Source organism: Gordonia desulfuricans NBRC 100010 (assembly GCF_001485495.1).
GTDB lineage: Bacteria > Actinomycetota > Actinomycetes > Mycobacteriales > Mycobacteriaceae > Gordonia > Gordonia desulfuricans.
On the sequence record NZ_BCNF01000099.1, the window covers coordinates 1 to 19,842 of the forward strand.

The 19,842-nt window shown below is 69.8% G+C and carries 14 protein-coding genes; 3 read left to right on the forward strand and 11 right to left on the reverse strand.

Translation table 11 applies throughout. From position 1 onward, the window contains the following. Positions 1–105 precede the first annotated feature (105 nt). From GD1_RS16050 to GD1_RS16065, 4 genes are read right to left on the reverse strand one after another with little or no spacing between them, the layout of a single operon-like run. On the reverse strand, positions 106–1,005 hold the full coding sequence (locus GD1_RS16050; RefSeq protein WP_083534276.1) for a glycoside hydrolase family 16 protein: 900 nt from the start codon (positions 1,003–1,005) through the stop codon (positions 106–108). After that, positions 1,002–1,202, reverse strand: a complete 201-nt coding sequence (locus tag GD1_RS16055) for a hypothetical protein (RefSeq protein ID WP_053777203.1) — start codon at positions 1,200–1,202, stop codon at positions 1,002–1,004. Before GD1_RS16055 ends, GD1_RS16050 begins: the two co-directional genes overlap by 4 nt. Further along, on the reverse strand, positions 1,199–3,433 hold the full coding sequence (locus GD1_RS16060; RefSeq protein WP_244882803.1) for a hypothetical protein: 2,235 nt from the start codon (positions 3,431–3,433) through the stop codon (positions 1,199–1,201). The genes GD1_RS16055 and GD1_RS16060 overlap by 4 nt, the downstream gene beginning before the upstream one ends. Beyond that, positions 3,430–5,451 carry a glycosyltransferase family 2 protein gene (locus GD1_RS16065; protein WP_244882805.1) on the reverse strand — a complete coding sequence of 674 codons (2,022 nt, stop codon included), beginning with the start codon at positions 5,449–5,451 and terminating at the stop codon, positions 3,430–3,432. The genes GD1_RS16060 and GD1_RS16065 overlap by 4 nt, the downstream gene beginning before the upstream one ends. A 190-nt stretch (positions 5,452–5,641) precedes the next feature. Between GD1_RS16065 and GD1_RS16070 the strand changes: the two genes are divergently transcribed. Then, positions 5,642–7,270 (forward strand): ABC-F family ATP-binding cassette domain-containing protein, encoded by a 1,629-nt coding sequence (locus GD1_RS16070; RefSeq protein ID WP_053777202.1) that lies wholly within the window; start codon positions 5,642–5,644, stop codon positions 7,268–7,270. Here GD1_RS16070 and GD1_RS16075 read toward each other — a convergent pair. Further along, positions 7,246–8,805, reverse strand: a complete 1,560-nt coding sequence (locus GD1_RS16075) for an AMP-binding protein (protein ID WP_059038212.1) — start codon at positions 8,803–8,805, stop codon at positions 7,246–7,248. The two genes, GD1_RS16070 and GD1_RS16075, sit on opposite strands and share 25 nt — an antisense overlap. Before the next feature lie 208 nt (positions 8,806–9,013). Between GD1_RS16075 and GD1_RS16080 the strand changes: the two genes are divergently transcribed. Continuing rightward, positions 9,014–11,914, forward strand: coding sequence for an AfsR/SARP family transcriptional regulator (locus GD1_RS16080; protein WP_059038214.1), 2,901 nt, complete (start codon positions 9,014–9,016; stop codon positions 11,912–11,914). Positions 11,915–12,139: 225 nt separating this feature from the next. Beyond that, on the forward strand, positions 12,140–12,853 hold the full coding sequence (locus tag GD1_RS16085) for a YihY/virulence factor BrkB family protein (RefSeq protein WP_059038216.1): 714 nt from the start codon (positions 12,140–12,142) through the stop codon (positions 12,851–12,853). Here GD1_RS16085 and GD1_RS16090 read toward each other — a convergent pair. From GD1_RS16090 to GD1_RS16115, 6 genes are all read right to left on the reverse strand, one after another. Then, positions 12,763–13,965 carry an aminotransferase class I/II-fold pyridoxal phosphate-dependent enzyme gene (locus tag GD1_RS16090; protein ID WP_059038218.1) on the reverse strand — a complete coding sequence of 401 codons (1,203 nt, stop codon included), beginning with the start codon at positions 13,963–13,965 and terminating at the stop codon, positions 12,763–12,765. The genes GD1_RS16085 and GD1_RS16090 overlap by 91 nt on opposite strands. Then, positions 13,962–15,002, reverse strand: coding sequence for a 3-oxoacyl-ACP synthase III family protein (locus GD1_RS16095; protein WP_053777198.1), 1,041 nt, complete (start codon positions 15,000–15,002; stop codon positions 13,962–13,964). Before GD1_RS16095 ends, GD1_RS16090 begins: the two co-directional genes overlap by 4 nt. Then, positions 14,999–15,676 (reverse strand): hypothetical protein, encoded by a 678-nt coding sequence (locus GD1_RS16100; RefSeq protein ID WP_059038220.1) that lies wholly within the window; start codon positions 15,674–15,676, stop codon positions 14,999–15,001. The genes GD1_RS16095 and GD1_RS16100 overlap by 4 nt, the downstream gene beginning before the upstream one ends. Before the next feature lie 7 nt (positions 15,677–15,683). Then, positions 15,684–17,507 carry a thiamine pyrophosphate-binding protein gene (locus GD1_RS16105; RefSeq protein ID WP_238403803.1) on the reverse strand — a complete coding sequence of 608 codons (1,824 nt, stop codon included), beginning with the start codon at positions 17,505–17,507 and terminating at the stop codon, positions 15,684–15,686. 8 nt (positions 17,508–17,515) lie between these two features. Beyond that, positions 17,516–19,087, reverse strand: a complete 1,572-nt coding sequence (locus tag GD1_RS16110; protein WP_444979451.1) for an NAD(P)-binding protein — start codon at positions 19,085–19,087, stop codon at positions 17,516–17,518. A gap of 184 nt (positions 19,088–19,271) precedes the next feature. Then, positions 19,272–19,838, reverse strand: coding sequence for a TetR/AcrR family transcriptional regulator (locus GD1_RS16115; protein WP_059038224.1), 567 nt, complete (start codon positions 19,836–19,838; stop codon positions 19,272–19,274). Positions 19,839–19,842: the final 4 nt, after the last annotated feature.

Consider the following 19,842-nt stretch of genomic DNA (forward strand, 5'->3'; position numbering starts at 1 on the left):
CGCTCCGCGTCGGCTCAACCAGCAACAGCTGCAACCATATTGGGTTGAGCCGGGACCGAGTCAAAGGGGATCGACTCGCACCGGCGCTGCTCTTTCGGCGAGTGTCTACTTGATCTGCACTGCGCCCGGTGTGGGTTTGCCGTATCCGGCGGTCAGGAAAGCCTTTTCGTCGTCGACGGGCTCGTAGACGGCGACCCAGTCGATCTCGACCTCGGCGCGCTCGGGGCGCGGTTCGTGGTCGTTGCACGGGTTGAGGCCCCAATCGGCGCGTCGCTCGCACGCACCGGCCTCCACCTGTAGACCCAGCCACATGGGGGTGCTCGGGACCATGTCCGCGGTGCGGACCTCGGCCCACACCTTGCCGTTGTGCAGATACCGGATGAGTCCGGGCAGCCACTCCGCGCCGACGGTGTGCCACTCGGCGAAGTCCCCGGTGAGGTCGGCGTGCGCCTTCTCGTTGCTGCCGTCGGCCTTCCAGTGCACGAACGCCGACATCGCGTCGCGTTCGGAGGCGACGCTCTCGGCGAAGTCGATCTCCGGCGGCCACTGCTCGTTCTGCGGCCACAGCAGCATGTGATACGAGAGGTCCGCGGAGCGTTCGGCCCGCATCCGGATCTCCCAGCGCCCGTACTGCTGGGTGACGGGGAAGTTCGACACGCCACCGGTCACCCAGCCCGCCGAGGTGCGCTTGCCCGAGAGGGTGAGCACACCGTCGCCGACCGACACCATCGTCTTGTCCCAGTGGCCCACCGGGTTTCCGCCGGGCCGGCCGGAGTAGGTGCTCCAGCGCGAGCCCAGGTCGCACCGATCGAAGGTGTCGACGAACGTCGATTTCCACAGCGTCGGGTCGACATCGGTCGGGGCCTGACCCGAGCCCTCCACCGTTCCGGTGCGGACGCAGCGATTGGTGGGCTCGGGGTCGTCGGCGAAGATCGCGCAACCACCGAGGAGCAGTGCGACAACCGCTCCGAGCGCCACACCCAGCAGGCGTCGGCGAAGGGTCATGAGAGGGCCATGTCGATCAGACGGTGCAAGGTGAGACCTGCGGACAGGATGACCAGGATCGCCAGCACGATGCTGATCCGATGGGCAAGCGGGCCACGGCCTTCGGTGCCGCCGTCGCCGACCTGCACCTCCCGCAACACCATGCCGGCGGCGATCAGCAGTCCGCTGGCGATGAAGAACACGACGGTGAAACTCATCGGGTACCCGCCTCCTCGCGGCCGGTGGCCCGCAGGATCTCGATGCTGTCGGTCCGGGTGATCACCTCGTAGGCGCCCGATGCGACGAGCCCGTCGATCTGCGCCTGCGCCCGATCGGTATCGGCACCGTATTGCAGCGCAGACATTTTCATTCCCTGGTTCGTGATGTAGACGTAGTCGGGTGACCGCTCGGCGACACACTCGCCGAGGTTCTCGAGGCATTCGTTGGAATCGATGTAGGAGAACCGCGGGCCGGTGGGATCGAGGACCCGTCGGGGCGCGATCGTGTGGGGTGCGTGACCGATGCTCATCACCCGCGTCTCGGGTTCGACCGACTGGATGAAGTCCATGCTGAGGACCACTTCGTCACGCGTGGAGGCCTCGAAGGCCGTGTTCAGGCCGCGGTTGGTGGTCTCCAGGCAGCCCAGTGCGACGACGCCGAGCCAGATCAGCACCAGCCCGGCGATACGCGACCAACGTGCCGGGTGGGGGATGGCGCGACGCACCATCGCGCCGACGGAGGCCAGTGCGAGCGCCGCATACGGGGCGAGCATCGGGGACGCCAGCAGGAACGAACGGATCACCATCTCGCCGCCGTAGCTCTGCAGGACCATCAGGAGAAATGGTGCGGCACTGAGCAATCCGCCGACCAGCCAGGCACGGGAGGAACGGTTCAGGCACCACCCGACAAAGGCGACCGCGGCGAACCCGCCGGAGGCCAGCATGCGGAGATACTGCATTCGCGTGTAGGTGGGGTCACCGTTGAGGCGATCGCTGACACCCGAACCCACCGACTGTCCCACCTGGCCGATGTCGTCGACGATCGACTGCATGTGACCGAACCAGAAGTCGGTGGCGCCGTAGGAGAACCATGCGGCGAAGATCAGGCCGGCCGCGATCCAGAGGGTGCGGTAGCGGGTGGTGCCGGTGACGGCGAACGCCACCAGCGCCATCACGGTGAGGATCGGCGTCATCTGGTGAGCGACGACCAGCGCCGTCACGATCAGCAGCAGGACGATCTCCATCGCCAGGGTGCGGCCGGGCCCGTAACCGGGGACTCGCCCCGGGGTACGGCGCAGCAGACCGACGATCCGTCGGACACCGCGGGTGCCGGGGTCGGGCAGCGGGGCCGCGCGGAGTTGCCAGAGCAGCACGCCGATGATCGCGACATAACCGATCGTGGCCAGCGCCTGGGGTGCGAAGTAGTCCTGCTGATACCAGTTGAACCCGTGGTAGAGCAGCACCGCGACCCATGCCAGCCGCGCACGGCCGGTGATCGCGACCGCGATCGCGTAGAGCCCGAACGACAACGCGACCCCGGCCACCAGCGGAGCCCACACCAGCAGGTCGACGGTGTCGTCGAGGCCCGCCGCGGTCTGTACGTGCGCGAACAGCGAGAAGAAACCGGCCCAGCTGAACCGGGCATCGATGTGGTCGGGAAGCCGGTGTCCCTCGGCGAGCACGTTGATGAATCCGCGGTGGACGAACGATGTGGGGATCGAGGTCTCGCCGGTGGCCGCGCCGACCAGCATCGTGTTGTACACGACGGCCATCGCCACGCTCGCCGACAACACGATCGGATCGAGCCGGCGTGCGGTCACGCCGACGACGATCACGGCCGCGAGCAGACCGAGACCGACGAAGTACCAGATCGTGAGGTGGGCGATCACACCGAAGTGTCCGACGGTGAGGATGTCGAGCAGGTCGGTGGCGACGATGAAGCAGACCAGCGACGCGGCCAGACCGGCGAGTGACAGCCAACGCCGGAGGGCCCAGTCGGCGCGACCGAGCCGCGACGACGGCGACCGGGTGGTCCCGGGCACCGATCGGAACGCCCACAGGCAGCCGAGCAACGATGCGACCGCGATGACCGCCTGGGTGACGAGCGGGTTCCACAGCTCTTGGATGATGGTGCCCTGGGTCACCAGGATCTGCGTGGACGTCGACACCGCGACGATGAGCACCGTCGACAACGCCCGACCCGGGACCCGCAGCGCCACCACGATCGGGATTCCCGGCAGCAGGAGCACTCCGGCGCACGCCATCAGGGTCCGCGCCCAGGCCGGGGGTGCGTCGACCCCGGCCGCGACCAGGATGTCGACGACCACCAGGAGCGCGGCGAGGACCGCGCCGATCCACAAGGTGGTGCGAGGGTTCCACCCGTAGGCGACGACGCGGGTGTCGGCCTCGGGGGAGCCGGGACGTTCTGCGGTCTCCAGGGTCGCCGTCACCGCTGTGCCTCGGCGCGTCGGGCCGCGCGGTAGCGCAGGTGTCCGCGGACGAACAGGAACGGGCCGGCGAGATAGCCGCGGAGTTCCCGGTGCCGGAGTTCGGCGGGCCATCCCTCACGGGCGAATGCCGACGCGGTCTCCTGGTCGGGGACCAGGAGCAGTCGCACCCCCTTCGGGAGGCGGGCCAGCACCGCGAACACGTGGCGGCTGAACAGCAGTTTGGTCAGGGCCGCCGACATCCCGGTGCCGTAGCCGTAGCTCTGCACGCGCAGGTCGTCCATGTTGTCGCGGTGGTAGTGCACCACGACGGCATTCGGGCGGTAGGCGATGGCGTCGCCGTCGAGGATCACCGCCCGCAGCACGTCGAGGTCCTCACCGCCGCGGGTCGGGGTGCCGGTGCCCAGCCGTAGGTCGAAGCCGCCGATCCCGTCGAGAACACCGGCGGCGAAGGCCATGTTGTTGCCGCTGCCGAACTGGCCCGCGGTGTAGGGGAAGAACGCATTGTGCGGTCCGGAGACGCCGTCGGCGAGGTGGGCGGGGTGCGGGTTCAGTGCCCAGATGACGTCGGCGGCGCCCTTGTCGAAGACCTTGGCGTTCTCGAACATCTCCTGCAACTGTGTCGGGTCCTCGACGCCGATCACGCGACCGGTGACCACGGCGACGGTGCCGGTGGGGTCGTCGGTGAACGCGGAGACGATCTGGCTGACCCAGTCGCGGCGGGGTCGGGCGTCGTCGTCGGTGAAGGCGACGATCCGGCCGTGGGCGGCGTGGTTGCCGGCGTTGCGGGCGGCGGAGATACCCGGGACGGGTTCGTCGACGATCCGCAGCCGCGGGTCGGTGTGATCGGCGAGCAGGGCGCGGGTGTGTCCGCTGGTGGGCCGGTTGTCGACGACGATCACCTCGATGGCCGGGTGATCCTGGGCGAGGGCGGCCTCGACGGTCTCGACCAGCAGGTCACGCCCGACGGTGGGGATGACGATGGACACGAGGTCGTCGCTGCGGATCGCCCCGACCGCGCGGCGGGGTGCGGAGCCGGTGCCCGATGCGGTGGTGCGGCGCCGCGGGGTCAGCATCTGCCGCACGGTGCCCGCGGCGGTACCGGCGACGGTGGCCAGCACGCCGATCAGCATCATGGCCAGCCGGGCGAGTGCGGTGACATCACCACGAACCAGCTGACCGAGGTAGCGGCCGACGCCGGAGCCGATGGTCCGCACCAGATAGGTGGCCTCCGCGGAGAAGGCATCGCCGGAGCCGGCGATCTGGCGCAGGGTGGCCTTGGACTTGCCTTCGTGGCGACAGCGGGAGATGAAGTAGCGCAGCGTCTCCCGTGACGGCGACACGGTGTGGTCGACGGCGAGGCCGGTGGTACGCAGGATGCGCCCGTCTGGGAAGGTGCGGTGCAACTCGATCCCCATCAGGGTCTCCTCGCAGCCGACGGGCAGGTCGTCGACGCGCCCGAGCCGGTCGGTGAACCCGCCGATCTTCTCCAGTTCGACGCGGCGCACCGCCATGGCGGCCCCGATCGGATTGCGGATGTCGGCGCCGTCGGCCGCGATACCGCGATAGTCGCAGCCCACCACCCAGCCGAACTCGTCGGGGAACCACCGCGGTGCGGTACCGGAGGCCCATGCCGGGTCCACCTGACCGCCGATCGCCAGGACGGCGGTGTCGGTGAAGGCGGCGCGGGCGGCGGCCAGTCCGCCGGGGCGCAGCACCGCGTCGTCGTCGAGGAAGACGACGACGTCCTGGGAGGCGTTGGCGACGCCGGTGTTGCGGGCCCCCGACAACCCGCGGGTGCCGGTGTTGGCCACCACCGTGGCGCGGTCGTCGCCGGCCAGGCGGGCATCGAGTTCGGTGCGCAGTGCATCGTTGTGGTCGACCACCACCACGAGGCGGTCGCCGTCCTCGGTCTGGGCGAGGGCGGCGTCGATCGCACGGGTCAGCAGGTCGCGGCGGTCAGCCGTATAGCAACAGATGACCACGCAGACGCTGATGGCACGCGGGTGGGCAGAGGGCACCGGGAGGGCTCCAAACATCTCTTCGGAAACAATTCACCTGAACTGGCACTAAGGTGAGGCTAAGCTAGTGTAGTCGAGGCTATCGAATCGGTCATCCGGGGTGTCCGTTCGGGCCTGATCGTGCGCCCGGAGTGTGGCGCCGACCTCACGATTCCGGGGATCGCGACCCCGCCCCGTAGACTCGAACGTCGTGATCACCGCGACCGACCTGGAAGTCCGAGCGGGCGCCCGGACCCTGCTGTCGGCGCCCGGCCCTGCACTGCGCATCCAACCGGGCGACCGGATCGGGCTGGTCGGGCGTAACGGCGCCGGCAAGACCACCACTCTGCGCATCCTCGCCGGCGAGACCGAGCCCTATGCGGGCACCGTCGTCCGCAGCGGGGAACTCGGCTACCTGCCGCAGGATCCCAAGGAGGGCGACCTCGACGTTCTCGCCAAGGACCGGGTCCTCTCGGCGCGGGGACTCGATTCGATCCTGCACGAGATGGAGAAGCAGCAGGCCCTGATGGCCGAGGCCGCCGACGACAAGGTGCGCGACCGCGCCGTCGCCAAGTACGGCCGGCTCGAGGAGCGGTTCTCCGCCCTCGGCGGCTACGTCGCCGAGTCCGAGGCCGCCCGTATCTGCAACAGCCTGGGGCTGCCCGACCGCGTCCTGGGCCAGCCGCTGCGCACCCTGTCCGGTGGTCAGCGTCGTCGAATCGAGTTGGCGCGCATCCTGTTCGCGGCCTCCGACGGTTCCGGCAAGTCCACCACGACGCTGCTGCTCGACGAGCCGACCAACCACCTCGACGCCGACTCGATCACCTGGCTGCGCGGATTCCTGCAGAACCACGACGGCGGCCTGATCGTGATCAGCCACGACGTCGATCTGCTCGCCGACGTGGTCAACAAGGTGTGGTTCCTCGACGCCGTGCGCGGTGAGGCCGACGTCTACAACATGGGCTGGAAGCGCTACCTCGACGCGCGTGCCACCGACGAACAGCGGCGTAAGCGCGAACGTGCCAACGCCGAGAAGAAGGCGTCGGCACTGCGGTCGCAGGCCGCCAAGCTCGGCGCCAAGGCCACCAAGGCCACCGCCGCACAGAACATGCTCAAGCGTGCCGAGCGGATGCTCGACTCCCTCGACGACGAGCGGGTGGCCGACCGCACCGCCAAGATCCGTTTCCCGGATCCGGCCCCGTGCGGCAAGACCCCGCTGATGGCGTCGTCGCTGACCAAGGCCTACGGTTCGCTGGAGATCTTCGCCGGCGTCGACCTCGCCATCGACAAGGGGTCACGGGTGGTGGTGCTCGGCCTCAACGGTGCCGGCAAGACCACCCTGCTGAAGGTGCTCGCCGGCGTCGAGACGCACGACACCGGGACCATCGAGCCCGGGTTCGGCCTCAAGATCGGTTATTTCGCGCAGGAGCACGACACCCTCGACGACGATGCGACCGTGTGGGAGAACATCCGCCACGCCGCACCGGATGCGGGGGAGCAGGACCTTCGCGGACTGCTCGGTGCGTTCATGTTCACCGGGCCACAGCTCGAACAGCCCGCCGGCACCCTGTCCGGCGGCGAGAAGACGCGTCTGACACTGGCCGGTCTGGTGTCGTCGGCGGCCAACGTGCTGTTGCTCGACGAGCCCACCAACAACCTCGACCCCATCTCGCGTGAGCAGGTGCTCGACGCGCTGCGCAGCTACTCCGGGGCCGTGGTGCTGGTGACCCACGACCCCGGTGCGGCGGCGGCGCTCGATCCGCAGCGCGTGATCCTGCTGCCCGACGGCACCGAGGACCACTGGAGCGACGAGTATCAGGAACTCATCGAGTTGGCCTGAGGCCAGTACGCCTTCTTCAGGATGCCCTTGACCAGCTTGCCGGTGGGGGTTCGCGGCAGGTCGTCGACGAAGTCCACGCTGCGCGGGGCCTTGTACTTGGCGATCTTCGAGACGGTGAAGGCGAGCAGTTCGTCGGCCAGCTCGTCGGTCGGCGAGTATCCGGGGGCGAGCTGCACGCAGGCCATCGCCACCTCGCCGAGTTCGGCGTCGGGCACCCCGATCACGCCGACGTCGAACACCGCCGGATGGGTGACGAGGACGTTCTCGGCCTCCTGCGGGTAGATGTTCACCCCGCCGGAGATGATCATGAACGCCTTGCGGTCGGTCAGATACAGGTAGCCCTCGTCGTCGACGTAGCCCACGTCTCCGGTGGTCGACCAGTTGTCGTGCTGCGGGTGACGGGCCTGGGCGGTCTTGGCCGGGTCGTTGTGGTACTCGAAGGCGGCCTCTTCACGTTCGAAGTAGACCAGGCCGACCTCGCCGGTGGGCAGGTCGTTGCCCGCCTCGTCGCAGATGTGCACCACTCCCAGGAGTGCCTTGCCCACCGAACCGGGTCGTTCGAGTGCCTCCTGCGGGCCGATGAAGGTGGCGCCGGCGGCCTCGGTGGAGGCGTAGTACTCGTGGATCACCGGACCCCACCACTCGATCATCGCCCGCTTGACCTCGGCCGGACACGGTGCCGCCGCGTGCACGGCGATCTTCATGCTGCCGGTGTCGTACTTGGCGCGGATCTCGTCGGACAGCTTCAGCATCCGGATGAACATCGTCGGCACCCACTGGCTGTGGGTCGCGTGGTACTTCTCGATCGCCGCCAGGGCGTCCTCCGGATCGAATCGGTCCAGGAACACCACGGTGCCGCCGACAGAGTTGGTGACTCCGCAATACCGAAGCGGCGCAGCGTGATACAGAGGTGCGGGGGAGAGGTAGACAACGTTCTCGTCGAAGCCGTACATCGGTGCGAAGATCGCGGTGTAGGCGTCGGGGATCTGGTCGACCTGGCCTTGCGGCAGCGGGGTCTGGATTCCCTTGGGGCGCCCGGTGGTACCCGACGAGTAGAGCATGTCGGTGCCGCGCGGCTGATCGGTGCGCGGGGTGCGGTCGGCGGCGGCGAGCACGTCCTCATAGGACGTGAACCCGTCGATCTGTCCACCCCAGGCGATCCGGTGGCCGGGCTGGGCGAGCGTCGCGATCTCACCGGTGCGCGCGACGGCCGCCGCCACCGACGCGCCGGCGAGCACCACCTTCGCCGCGGAGTCGGTGAGGATGTAGTTGGTCTCCTCGTCGGTCAGGTGATGGTTGATCGCCGTGATGTAGAGGCCGCTGCGCAGGGCCGCCCAGTACGCCTCGAAGATGTGCAGATCGTTCTCCGAGACGACGGCGATGGTGTCCCCGGGGCGGAGGCCGAGACCCTCGAGGTGGTTGGCGAGCGCGGTGGAATTCTCGTCGAGTTCGCGATAGGTGAGCTGATCTCCCGTGGCGGCGCGGATCACGGCGGGCTTGTCGGGGGTGCGGGCGGCGAAGACTCCAGGGAACACACTCTCTCCTCACTGGGCGGGGCGACGGTACGGCTGATTCGTGACGTGGATCACCCGTAGTGGAACCCAGGTTATAGCGAGCGCTCAGTCAGTGGCGGGGAATCGCCGATGATGTTGTCCGGCCCGGTGTTCGGCCACGGGTTCTTCCGAATGACCGCGCGTGTCGTCCGCTGTCGGACACGCCCGGTTTGGCCTTATTGTTCTCGGCATGCCGATCGATGTTCACGTGTTGGGCGCACTGCGCGTGCAGGTGGACGGTGTCGACGCCGCACTCGGCGGGCCGATGCCCCGGGCACTGCTGTCACGACTGCTGATCGCCGGCGGCGACACCGTCCCGGCCTCGGCCCTGATCGACCAACTGTGGCGTGGTGCACCGCCGCGTTCGGCCTCGGGCACCCTGCAGGGTTATGTCTCCACCCTGCGACGCGGCATCGAACCCGCGCACGGTCGCGAGACCCCGACGGTTCTCGTCCGCACCGGCGCCGGCTATGCCCTGCATCTGCCCGACGACGCCCTCGACGCCGACCGCTTCGTGGCGCAGGCCCGGCGTGGGCACGCCGAACTGGCGGCCCGCCGCCCGGAGCAGGCCCGCGACCTGTTCGCCGGGGCCCTCGCCATGTGGACGGGCCGGGCCTACGCCGACGCGGAGGGGTGGGAGTTCGCCGAGGTCGAGGCCGACCGGCTGGAATCGTTGCGCGCCGACGCCGTCGACGGGCACCTCGCGGCGATGTCGGCATGCGGCGACCAGGAACTCGTCATCGCCGAGCTCACCAAACTGCTGCGGACCAACCCGCTGCGGGAGAAGTGGTGGGAGTTGCTGGCGCTCGCGCAGTACCGGGCGGGACACCAGGCCGAGGCCCTGGAGAGTCTCCGGCGTGCCCGTCGCGTCGTCGCCGACGAACTCGGTACCGATCCCGGGCCGTCGCTGGTGGCCCTGCACACCGCGATCCTGCGACAGGATCCGTCGCTGTTGCCGACCCGCCCGATCTCGGCCGGAACCGATTCCGCCGCGGCGGGTGCCGGCGCCGCTCACCCCGGCGCCGATGGCCCGGCCGCAGATCACGTCAGAATCGACCGCGGGACACCCCGACGTCACATCCCGACCGCACTGACCTCGTTCGTGGGCCGCGACGCCGAGGTCGCCGAGGTGACCGCGATGCTGCGCACCGAACGTCTGGTCACCGTCACCGGACCCGGCGGGATCGGCAAGACACGCGTCGCCCTCGCCGTGGCCCAGGGCCGGACGGCAGACGGCGGGGACACCGACGGGCCGTGGTTCCTGGAGTTCTCCGGTGCCCACGATCACGATGCCGTCGTCGACACCCTGGTGCGGGTGCTGCGGCTGACCGCTCCCGGCGGCCTCGACACCGTCGCATCCCTGCTCGCCGAACGCGAGACCCTCCTGGTCTTCGACAACTGCGAACACATCGCCGACGAGATCGCCAAGGCCGCCCTGGGTCTGCTCACCGCGTGCCCGCGGCTGTCCATCCTGGCGACGAGCCGGGTGCGGCTGGGCGTACCGGGTGAGTCGGTCTACGTGCTCGCCCCGCTGGCCGACGGTGCATCGCTGTTCGCCGAGCGGGCACCGGCGGCCGCCGGCTTCGAGAACCGCGGCGACATCATCGCCCTGTGCGATGCGCTCGACAACCTGCCGCTGGCCATCGAGCTGGCCGCGGCCCGCAACTCCGTGCTCTCCGTGCGGCAACTGCGTGAACGCCTCGACGACCGGTTCGCGATGCTCCGCCACGATCGGCGCGGGGCACCGGGCGCCGGCGGTGACCGGCACATCAGCATGGAGGCCGCGATCGATGCCTCGTACCGGGCGCTCGACGACTCGCAACGGACCCTGTTCGACGCGTTGTCGGTGTTCGAGGGCAGCTTCGACTTCACCGCCGCGGAGGCGGTGACCGGCCACGGGGTGCGGCTGCTGCCGGACCTCGAGGCGCTGATCGACTCGTCGATGGTGACCGTGATCGGCGGGGACCCGCGTCGCTACCGGATTCTGGAGACCCTGCGCCAGTACGCCCGCGAGCATCTCGCCGCCGACGTCGCCGCCGCGATCGACACGGCACATCTGGAGTGGGTGCGCGAGTTCAGCCGGCCGGTGTTCGCCGGACTGCAGGGCCCCGACAGCCTCGGCTGGACCCGTCGGATCGACGTCGAGATGCCCAACATCCATGCGGCCCTTGTCCGCAGCCGTACCGACGACCCGGTGGCCTACCTCGAGATCGTCGGCAACATCGTGTGGTACTGGTACCGCCGCGGGCTGATCGACGAGGGGGTCCGGATGCTCGACCCGGTGGTCGCGGCCGCCGGCGACCCGGCGGTACCCATCGCTGTTCGGTTGCGCGCGCTGACCGGCGCGATGATGATCGCCTACCTGTGTGGCGACCTCGCCTCGCTGCTGTCGACGATGGGAGTCGTCGACGGGCTGATCGCCGACGGCGACCTGGGCCTGGAGACCCGGGAGGACCGGTTCGTCTTCGCCGATGCCACTCTGACGCTGGGCAACTTCCAGGCGGGGGCCGGACTGGTCGAGGAGGGGTCGGCACGGGCACGGGTGGCACTCGAGATCGCCGCCAGCGACGATCAGGGCTGGCTGGAGACGGCCGCCCGGATGGTGCTGGGCGCCGCGGCCTTCCGCGCCGGTGATCACGAGACCGCCGGCGTCGAGTTCACCCGGTCGGTGGAGATCGGTCGCGAGCGCGGACACGACTGGGTGGTCGGGTCGTCGCTGTGGATCCACGCCAAATGCGACATCGCCGGGGGGCGGATCGACGGACCCGCACAACGCAAACTCGCCGGACTCGTCGACATCACCCGCAGTACCGACGACCTCACCTCCTGGATGACCGCGATCGACACCCTGGCCTGTGTGGCGTTCCGCCGCGGTGATCATGCGACGGCCGCCCGGCTGCTCGGTGTGGTCGCCCGGCACACCGAGCGGACCGGGTACCGGCCCGATGCCATGGACATCGTCGACCTCGGTCCGTGGGTGGCGCAGATCCGCGACGAGGTCGACGACGACGTGTTCGCCGAACACCACGCGATCGGACGTGCACTCACCGATGCCGAGGCCGACGACTTCGTCGCCGCCTGCCTGTCCTGACGCCCGACGCGACCCGGACCGGAGCCGGCCGGGCCCACACCGGATCTGGGAGGGCCCGGACCTGACGCACACCCGACCCGACATGGCGGCGAGTATCGCGCCGTCCACTTGGAATCGGCTGGGAACGCCGGGGCCCGCAACCTCAGGCGACTCACAACCGGTGGCGGTGAGACTTCTCGCACCGAGCCGCCGCACCCGGCGGCCACAGTGGGAGAGGAGCCCACGATGGACCGTACCGATGTACACGTGAACCGACCGGATGTGCCCCGTCAGGATGTGCCCCGACCGGATATGCCCCGACCGGATGTCGACGCGAACCCACGCGACCCCGGCCCGACCGGACCCGGCCGGCGCGGCACCGGGATTGTCCTGGCGGTCGGATCGGTGACCGTGGCCGTCGGGCTGTCGGCGGTCGCCGACACCGAGGGCTTCGGCATCGTGTCGATGCTCGGCGGGCTTGGCGCCCTGCTGTTCCAGATCGCGCTGCTCGCCCTGCTCCGGCTGCAGTACGCCGAGCGGGCGATGACGCGGCCGGGCGCCACGGGTTCGGTGGCGCGGATCGGCTACCTGATCCAGGCGGTACTGCTGTGTGGGGCGATCTGTTCGACCGTCCTCGACGCGTTCTGGCTGATCCACGGTTCGGTGCTGTGGGCGGTCTTCGACACGTGCTGGCCGCTGTCGATGCTGGGCATGGTGGTCATCGGGGTCCGCGTGGCGATCGCCGGCCGCTGGCAGGGATGGCTCCGATGGCAGACGCTGTTCGCACAGAGCTGGCTGCTGTGGGGCGTACCCCTCGCCGCGCTCGGCACCGCAGGGCTCTATGTGGGTGCGGCGCAGTTCGTACTCGGCTACGGGGTGCTCGGTGTCCTGCTGGCCACCCGGGGGCGGGATGTGGTCGCGCCGCTCGGGAACAACCCGGCCCCGGCGGACCGGTCATGACGACGGAGCGGGTCCCCCGGACCCGCGGCGAGGGCGTCGAGCACCCGATCGGTGACCGCGGCATCGGCGACGGTCAGCCGGAAGCCGTGGTCGCCCACCGTCCGCCCGTGCAGACCTGCCGCCGCCAGCAGCCGGCCCGCCGCCCGTCCCTGGGCGCCGGGCAGGTAGACGAAGTTGGCCTGGCTGACCGGCACATGCCAGCCGAGGGCGGTCGAGGTGTGCACCAGCCGATCGCGCTGCGCACGCGTTGCGGCCACGCGCTGCGCGAGTTCGGTCCGGGCGGCCAACGCCACCGGAAGTGCCGCGGCCGCAGCCGAACTCACCGCGAAGGGCATCTCGAAGCGCCGGGTCTCGGTGATCACCGACGGATGTCCGACGGCATATCCGATGCGGACCGCGGCCAGGCCGTAGGCCTTCGACAGCGTCCGGAGGACGACGAGTTCCGACGACGCCTCGAGTAGTGCGCACAGGTCCGGCGGGTCCGTGCAGTACTCGACGTAGGCCTGATCGAGCAGGATCCGCACACCGTCGGGGCAGTCGGTCGCGAAGCGCCGCAATGCATCGCCGTCGACGCACGCCCCGGTCGGATTGTGCGGGGAGCAGATGATCACGGCGGCCGTCGCCGGTCCGATCGCGGCGCGCAGGGCGTGCACGTCGGGACGACCCGCCGGGTCGGTACCGACCCCGACCAGCCGGGCGCCGAGCGCATCGGCGATCAACGCGAACCCGTCGAATGTGGTTGTGGCCGTGACGATCTCCGGGAACAGGACCCCACGCCGGGCCGCCCGGTCCACGGCGGCGGCGAGCAGCGTGTGCGCCACGGCGGTGCCGCCCGGTCCGACGGTGACGTGCTCGGGGGTCAGCGGGAATCCGCAGGTCCCCGCGCCGTCGGTGTTCGCCCCGTGGGTGTTCGGTCGGTGGGTGTTCGCCCCGTGGGTGGTCGGTCCGTCGGCGCGCAGGTGGTCGGCGACGACGCGTCGCGAGCGTTCGGGCCGGAACTCCGGATAGCGGTGGGCGGCATCGGCCGACTGCGCCAGTGCCCGGGTCACCGACGGCAACGGGGGGAAGAACGACTCGTTGAGGTCCAGCCGGACCGGCGGTGCGATGGTCACGACCTCCCGTTCCACCGCAGGGCGGCCGCGGCCGCATAGTCACCGGCGTGGGCGAAGGCCGCGGCCATGACCACCGAACCCGGCGCGACCCGGCCTGCGGTGATGGCCGCATCGAGGGTCATCGGGATTCCCACCGCGAACAGGTTCCCGCACGTGTCGAAGGTGTCGGGGTGTCGTTCCTCCGGGAGTTCGAGGGCCTCCCGCCAGTTCCGGAGGAAGATCCGGTTGGGCTGGTTGGTGACCAGCAGGTCGAGGTCGGCGGGCCGGATCCCGATCTCGTCGGCCACCGCCATCGCCACCTCGGGCACCATCCGGTTGCCCCGGGCGAGCACCTTGGTGACCTTGGCCTCGGTGAACCCGACGTGGATCTGGCCGGGACCGGCCTCCCAGTACTTGCGGTCGGGGTGGGCGACCGACGTCATGTCGCCGGAGTACTCGCCGAAGCTGCGCGAGGCGATGCCGAGTACCGGATTGGCGTCCTCGTCGAGGGTGACGACGGCGACCGCGGCACCGTCACCGGGAATGGCGGCCTGCGCCTTTCCGCGCACCTGTTCCTGGGTGAAGATCTGGCCGGCGCTGTTCTGCGCCAGGCCGATCAGCGCCTTGCGACCGCGGCCGCCGCGCAACAGCGATCCGGCCACGTCGATCATGTGCACGAACGCCGCACACCCACCGTTGTGAACGTCGAGGACCAGCGACGGGGTCAGGCCCAGCCGGTGTACCACCTCACCCACACATCCGCGGACCGGCACCTCGGGGAGCTGACTGTGGGTCAGCACGATGTCGACGTCGTCGAGATGGCCGGGCCCGTGCCGATCGAGCAGAACCCGTGCGGCGGCGACGATCATGTCGGCCGACGACTCGCCGTCGGCGGCGTGATGACGGAAGGCCGGCGCCCGGAACATGACGCTGTCGGCGAGGGTGTCGTCCTCGGCGAAGCCGGCGAAATACTCTGCCGGGACCCGATTCTCGGGCAGATAGGTCGCGAGGTCGGCCAACGCCACCGCCGTCGGATCAGGGGAGTGCAAGGCGGTCATGAACGCATCCAATCGGGGGTCAGGGGCAGTCCGGCGCGGTGCCGGTGCTCGGCGATGGCGGTGAGGTTGTCCAACTCGATCTGATGACCGGCCGCGAACATGTCCCACAGGTCCCCGACCCATTCCTCGCGTCCCTCGGGCGCGGTCTTCGGGTAGGGGTTGGCGTCGTAGAAGGGATGGCGGCAGTTGTTCCACAACACCACCGATCCGGGCTTGTTCAGCACCAACTGGGCGTCGACCACGCGCATCAGATAGATCATCCACAGGTGCTCGCCCTGGTCCCAGGCGCAGTGGTAGTCGACGGTCATGGCGTCGGGGTTGGCGACGGTGCGGACGTAGAACTCGGTGTCGGTGGACAGCCGGTCACGGCCCATCCACAGGTCGGGGGTTCCGGTCGGCCGGAGGTAGCGGGTGCTGTAGGTCCACTCCTCCAGCGAACGGGTGTCGGCGAGCCACTCGTAGAGCTCGCGCGGGGGAGCGTCGACGTAGCCCTGTACCGGGCAGTAGCTGCCGTAGACCCGTTCGTGCGGATAGACCGACCGCATCATGTCGATCACCGTCGGCGTCATCTCGGCGCGGGTGTGGGTCTCGGCCCGGATCACGCCGTCGAGGGTGACGCCGTCGAGGTCGGCGAGCGGGGTCGACGATCCGGTAGGTGGTGGTGTCGCGGTCATGGGGTCCTCACAGGAAGGGGGCGAAGGGTGGGATCTCGTGTGCCGGGGTGTCGACGACGAGGCAGTTGGGTCCGGGTTCGGCGAACAGTTCGGCTGCGGCCGCGCGGACGGCGGCGGCATCGCCGGCGCGGCGGACCGACATCGTGGCGAACATCGCGTCGAGTCCGGCGGCGATGTCGGCCTCGCCGAATCGGTTGACGGTGGGAGTGCCGGGGAAGTACAGGTTCTCGCGCACCAGACACATGCCGTGGGCGTTGTTGTTCAGCACCACCAGGGTCACCGGTGCGCCGTACTCGACGGCCGTGTGGATCTCGAAGCCGTGCATCAGGAAGGCGCCGTCACCGGCGATGATCACCGTGCGCGGCAGCCGCCGATCCCTTTCTCGGGCAGCGGGATCGGTGGAACGCTCGCGCGTATCGGTGCCGATCGCGGCACCGATCCCGGCGGCGATCGCATACCCCATCCCGCCCATGCCGAGGGCGACGACGAAACGTCCGTCACCGAACGGCAGATGGTGGACGGCACTCGCGCCGGTGTTACCCGCATCGGCAAAAACCGTTGTCCCCGAGGGGAGTACGGCGCCGATGTGTTCGACCACCGTGCGCATGCTCGGTCCGGGCCCGGTGGCCGGGGTGGGAAGGTACTCGAGCGGATACCGGGTGACATGAGACGGGGTGGTGTCAGACGAGGTGCCGTCAGATGTGGTGGTGTGCGAGCTGATGGCGCCGGACCGTACCGGAGCCGGCGGGATGCGTTCGCGCACGGCCCGGACGAGGGTGTCGAGGGCGGTGCGGAGGTCGTCGACCCCGATGGTCCGGTCGACGCCGGGGAGCCGCGGCGCGTATCGGCCCACGTGGGTGATCACCGTGTCGCGCAGCGCCGCGTCCAGACCGGCGCGGTCGGTGGCCGACAGACGGCATCCGATGGCCAGGCAGACCTCGGCCTCCTCGACGGCCCGGTGCGCCGACGGATGTCCCATCACGCCGGTGACCCCGGCGGTGCGGTCGGTGGCGAGATCGCGCCCGCCCGGCGACACCACATGGGCGGCGTCGAGCACCGTGAGCAGCCCGGCGAGCTCGGCGAGCGGTCGGGCGCGCGAGGCCTCCTCACCGGTCCACACGCAGATCCGTGCACCGTCGGTGACGGCCCGGGCCAGGTCGTCGGCGAGGGAGTCGATCTCGGAGTGCCGAAGTCGGGCGTGCGGCGTCGCCGGCGGAGGCGTGTCACCGGACGGCGACTCCGTCGGGAGCATCGCCGCCTGCACGTCTTTGGGCAGCACCAGCGCGGCGGGTAGACCCGACCGCAGGACCGCCGACACCTCGTCGTAGGCGTCGTCGATCCGGGTGGGATCGTCGACGACGCGCACCGCCCCCACCACCCCGGACAGCACCCGCGCGATGTCGGGGGTGTCCGGGAACGACGCCATGTCCTGGAACGCCCCACGGCCGACGCCGGGACGTGGCGCCGTACCGACGAGGGCGAGGACCGGAACCCGGCTGTCGTAGGACTCGGCCAGTGCGGCGACCACATTCATCGCGCCACCGCCCGAGGTGGTGACGACGACGGCAGGTGTGTCGGTGATGCGCACCAGGCCGTCGGCCATCGCACCCGCGCCGAACTCGTGTTTGGCGACCACGACGCGGAGGCGGTGCTCGAGTGCCGCCGCGTCGAAGAGGTCTTCGGAGTTGGCGCCGTGCACACCGAAGATCGTCGTCACCCCACTCGCGGCGAGCCGCGCCATGAGGTGATCGGCGAGCCGCGTCATACCGGGTTCGTCATGCCCGGAGATGTCGCGGCCGGCGGACCCGGAGGCCGATCCGATGATCGTCATCGGGCCGCTCAGCGTCGGCCCAGGAACCGGTCCATCGTGCGTTCGGCGAGCGCGGTGATGGTCAGTGACGGATTGACCAGGCCGACGGCGCCCAGCGCGAACGATCCGTCCACGACGTAGAGGTTGTCGTATCCCTTCACCGCACCGTCGAGGGTCGCCGCCTGACCGGCGACCACACCGCCCAGGCCGTGGAAGGTGGCACCGGAGCCGAAGCCGGAGGTCCGGTCGTAGATCGGAATGCCGTTGTGCGGGCGGCCGAATCGGGATTCGGTGCGCTCGTGGAACTGCTTGGCGAAGGCGATCGCCCGACGGTCCAGGACGCTGGTCTCGGCCGGATGCGGGTAGTTGAGCGTGGTGCCACCGGTCGAGCGGTCGTAATCGATGGTGCCGCGCTCGTCGGTGTGGACCTGGATGAGGTGGGTGGTGGCCAGCGATCCGGCGGGGGCCGGGAACGGGCTGGCCTGGTAGATCATGGTGGCCGGACCGCCGGGCATCCGCTCCTCACGGATCCGGGCATAGCCGGGACCGCCCTGGATCGGGCCGTGCTGGTCGCGCAGTGCGGTGCGCACGATCAGGAAGTCGCCGTTGCCGCCGAAGCCGTTGCCGATCTTCGGGGAGAGCCGGGGCAGTGTGCCCTGCGCCCGTGCACGGACGAGCAGTGAGGTGGTGTGGAACGAACCGGCCGCCAGGAACAGGTGATCGGCCTCGGCGGTGACGATGCGCACCGTGCGGCGGGCGTCGTCGATGAGCCGTGCCTTCACCACATATCCGGGGCGACGTGAGCGCTCGCGGATCTCGAAGACCTCGTGCATCGGTTTGATGGTCACGAAGCCGGTGCGCTCGGCCGCGGGCAGATAGTTGCGGTCGACGGAGTTCTTGGCGCCGCTGTTGACGCCGTAGGAGATGTCGCCGGTCGACATGCCGGCCGGGGCACGGCCGGCGAGTTCGGCGCGCACACGATCCCAGTCGACGGCGTACTCGACGAACTCCGGTCGAATGCCGTAGCGCGACACGACCTTCAGCCAGGAGCGGGCGCCGACGTAGTTGGGGTGGGCCAGGATGTCGTCGGGGACGCCGCTGGTGCCGAGCACCCCGCGGGCCCGCGGATAGTAGGTCCGCGCGAGCTCGTCGTAGTCGGAGCCGCCGGGGAAGACCTCGGTGAAGTCGTCCTTGTCGGGCTGGAGGGTGAACGCGCCGAACACCAGCGAACCGCCGCCGACGCCCGCACCGTGGACCGATTCGAGGCCGTTGCCGCGGATGGTCTCCAGCACGCCGGGATAGGGCTGTACCGGCGTGCGGCCGACGCTGGAGATGCCGGCGGAGGTGTCGAACCACGCGGCCCGGCGATCCGGGTTGGTGAAGGTGGCAAAGGTGTTGCCGTCGGGGCGGATCGGCCAGCGCCGGCCCCGCTCGAACACCGTGGTGCGGATGCCGGCCTCGCCCAGACGCAGCGCGGCGACCGCGCCGCCGAAGCCGCTGCCGATCACGATCGCGGTGGGGCCTTCGGCCGCATGCGCGGCGCCGGACATGGCGAGTGGGCCGGAGAGGGCACCTGCTCCGACGCCGGTGGCGCCGAGCACGCCCAGCCCGGCCGCGCCGCGCAGGAGTGCGCGGCGGGCGGGCCAGGGAGGGATTCATCGAGAAGTCTGAATGCACCCTGTGAAGTTAGCCAGAAAAACGACTTAGGGGAACCTAAAGTTAGGACCGGCTATGTGATACATGTCACTGGCGTTCAGGGAATGCCGTTCCGGGCGTTCCGACGGGTCAACGCGACACCCGCACCGACTCCTCCACGAGGTCGAGGACGGCGTGGAGATCATCGGTGGGCTGGCCGGTCGCCAGCCGGGTGATGAGTCCGTCGAGCACCAGGTCGAGGTACTTCACCAAGACCTCGGTGGGTACGTCCTCACGCAGCCGCCCCGACGCCCGGCCGCGTTCCAGCCGGTCCAGGGTGGCCTTCTCCAGATCGGCCGAATGGCCGAGCCAGGCATCGCGAAAGCTCTTGTCCGTCCGTAGTTTTCGTGCGATCTCGAGTCGGGTTCCGAGCCAGTCGAAGTCCTGCGGACGTGCCAGGACGTCCCGCATGACCTGCACCAGACCGGCCTCGGCCGCCACGTCGGCCATCCGTTCGGCGTCTTCCTGCGCAAGCGCGAGGAACAGCGCCTCCTTGTCCTTGAAGTGGTGGAAGATCGCACCCCGGGACAGGCCGGTCGACTCCTCGATCCGTTTGACGGTCGCACCGTCGTATCCGTACTCCGCAAAGCAATGCCGCGCGCCGTCGAGGATTTCCCGACGACGCGCGGCAAGGCGGTCATCGCTGACCTTGGGCACCTAC